1 protein-coding gene and 1 tRNA gene are annotated in these 2,984 nt (G+C 61.3%); both read right to left on the reverse strand.

The features are described 5' to 3' along the window. Positions 1-1,992: autotransporter-associated beta strand repeat-containing protein (locus tag VGY55_14015; GenBank protein HEV2971085.1), on the reverse strand; the 1,992-nt coding region annotated here is incomplete at its 3' end. A gap of 748 nt (positions 1,993-2,740) precedes the next feature. Next, positions 2,741-2,813: transfer RNA gene (locus VGY55_14020), tRNA-Gly, on the reverse strand. Between the last annotated feature and the right edge of the window lie 171 nt (positions 2,814-2,984).

Raw genomic sequence — 2,984 nt, forward strand, 5'->3', positions numbered from 1 at the left:
GGCGAACGTGTTGGCGCCACTGAGAGCCAGCGTGCCACCCGCGGCGGTGCTCGATAGCGTGAGCGAGCCGCCAGCACTGGTCAAGGCCGTGGCCCACGTGACGCTTTGCCCGTTGACGTCGACGTTGTACAGTTGGCTTGCCGCGGTGCTGAATCGGCCGGAATAGTCGAATTGATTGGCGGCCGTGTACTGCAAAGTGCCGCCCCCGAGGATAATGTTGCCGGGATTCGCCGCGGCCGATTTGCCGAGGGGACCGGACGTGCCGGCCGTTTCCGCGAAATTGAGCGCGAGGGTGCCCGAGTTGAGCGTGGTGCCGCCGGTGTAGGTGTTCGCGGCGCTAAGAGTCAGCGCGCCGCCCGCGATAGTGCTCGATTCGGTCAACGAGCCGCCGGCGCTAGTGAGAGCGGTGGCGAAGGCCACACTCCGGCCGTTAACGTCGATCTTGTATGCCTGGTTGGCTGCCGTACTGAAACGGCCGGAATAGTCGTTATTGTTCGCGGCCGAGTATTGTAGTGTGCCGCCGTTGAATACGATGTTGCCCGTGTTGGCCGCGGCCGACTTACCGAGGGGACCGGATGTGCCGGCGACTTCGGCGAACCCAGCGTTCAGGATGCCCCCCGAGAGCGTCGTCGCTCCGGTGTAGGTGTTCGCGGCGGCGAGCGTTAGAGTTCCGCCGCCGAGCTTGTTCAGTGTGCCCCCGGCGCTGGAGAGCACCGAGGCGAAGGTCACATTCCTGCCGGTGGTGTCGATGCTGATGGGTTGGTTGGCCGCCGTGCTGAAACGGCCGGAATAGTCGTTATTGTTCGCGGCCGAGTATTGCAGGGTGCCGCCGCCAAAGACGATGGTGTTCACCGCATTGGCCGCTTGCTTACCGAAGGGTCCAGATGTGCCGGCGACTTCGGCGATCCCGGCATTGAGAATACCCGCATTGATCGACGTGACGCCCGTATAGGTGTTCGCGCCGCTGAGGACTACCGTGTTGCTCGCGCCGGATTTAGTTAAGGCGCTGGCGCCGCCTTGCGCCGACGAGACGGTCAGAGTTCCGCTGCTGTTGCCGCCGAACAGATAACCGGCGGCTGCTGGAGTGATTGTTCCCGAGTAGGTGACAGAAGTGCCGTTCGCAGCGCCAAGAACGATCGCTGCGCCGGGCGTAAAGGCCTCGGAGTCGTTGGCGCCGAGAGCCAGGGTGCCGGTTGAACCGGCCGAAATCAACGGCGCCAGCCCGGCCAGCGGATTAGTGAATCCGGCGCCGGCGACCACGGTTCCAGCGGCGTTAACGGTGATTGCCGATGTGCTTTGACTCCCGGCAACGTTGTATTGAAGAAAGCCCGAGCTAACGAGCGTAGCGCCGGTGAAGCTGTTGGTGGCGCTGCCGAGCGCGAGTGTGCCGGTGCCCGACATGGTGAGGCCGAGGGTTGCCCCCCCGTTGGAAATGGCGCCGTTGATCGTGGTGTTTCCTGCGCCATTGACCGTAAGCGTCGAACTTGCCGTGCCGGTATCCAGCGAGATCGGCCCGTTGAACAAGAGCAGTGTCCCCGCCGTCGTGTTGGCGTCGGTAAAGGTATAGTTGCCCTCGAGATTGATCGCGGTGCTGAATGTTTCGGTCTGAGCTGCGCTCAAAGTGCTGGCAATCTGGATCGTACCGCCGGATGTGAGAAAAAACGCGCCGGTCTGGAACGTGTACCCGCCGGCCGCAGTGTCGAACGTAAGCCCGGCAATGTTCAGATGACTCGGCAAGGTCACGGTGAGCGTCGGGCTGGCCACATTGAATGTGGCAATGTCGGTGTTGGCCGTTCCAAAGCCGGCGCCTGGGAACGTGTTAACACCCTGACCCACACCCGACCAGTTGGTATCGCCGCTAGTCGGAATCCAGTTGTTGTCGCCAGGGTTTGCCAGCCAGGAGCCGTTAGCGGCGCGGGCGGCGGGTGCGGCAATGTTGATGGCGGCAACCATCGCCACCGCAGCCCAAGCCAGCGGGAGAATGCGCGACAAGCATTCAAAGGCGCTGAACGACCCAGCGGCATTCGACTTGCCACAACCGTCGTGGAGTGCGGAAAGCGCGGGATCAGAGGCGAGACGCCTGTCGAGGGAAGGTTCGCACATTGCCGAGGGCTCCTGACCGGAAGTGAATCTGGTGGGCGAATAGGTTTGCGTCAACCAACTGCTCTCTCCGCAAAACCACGCACGCATCGGGCCGGCGTCTCTCTGCCAAAGACCGCCGGTGTCGATTCCGCTGATCGCAAAAAAGGAAGGAAAACCACAGAGAAGGGGTCCGAATTACAATAACTAGAGCCAGCGCTCAAAGCAAACGACCGCTTGTCCGCTAGACTGGAGAAGCGAAGCGACGTGAAGCTGGGATACCGGTACGGAAAAAATGCAGGCGCGCACACGCGTCCCGCTCTCTGAGACGCGTGGCCGCAGTGTGCCACAAAGCTCCGTCCCTTGCAACGATTTTGATTGAGCTTTTTTTTGATTTTGGATTATTGAGATTTTTCAAAAAGTCACCTCTCGCCGCAGGGGGGACTTTTGACGCGACGTCGCCGTTCGATCATCGTGCAAGTGCCGCAGGCGATTGAAGTTGCCGATGGCATCGCCGGCTCGGTCACGCGGCAGAGGTTTCGTCGGCGCGCTTCCGACGGATGGATCCACGCTGCAAATGGGCGGTTCACATCGCAACACCCAACGATCGGGTGGTAGTGCTGCGTTCGGCAAAACCGGAAACAGTTTCGCCTTGAGAAAGAGCGGGCGAAGGGACTCGAACCCTCGACATCCAGCTTGGGAAGCTAGCGCTCTGCCAACTGAGCTACGCCCGCAGGGAATATCGATGATCGCGATCCAGCCGGCGACAGCGCGGCTAGCCGAGGAGGCTGGGCGGTCTTCGAACTCGATCGAGTATAACGTGGCTTACCGTCTCGGTCTATGATCCGCATTCGTCATTCAGTTGGCGAACTGACGGAATGGATCAGCGAAACGAAAAACCGGCA

It is taken from the genome of Pirellulales bacterium (genome assembly GCA_035939775.1).
Classification (GTDB): Bacteria; Planctomycetota; Planctomycetia; order Pirellulales; family DATAWG01; genus DASZFO01.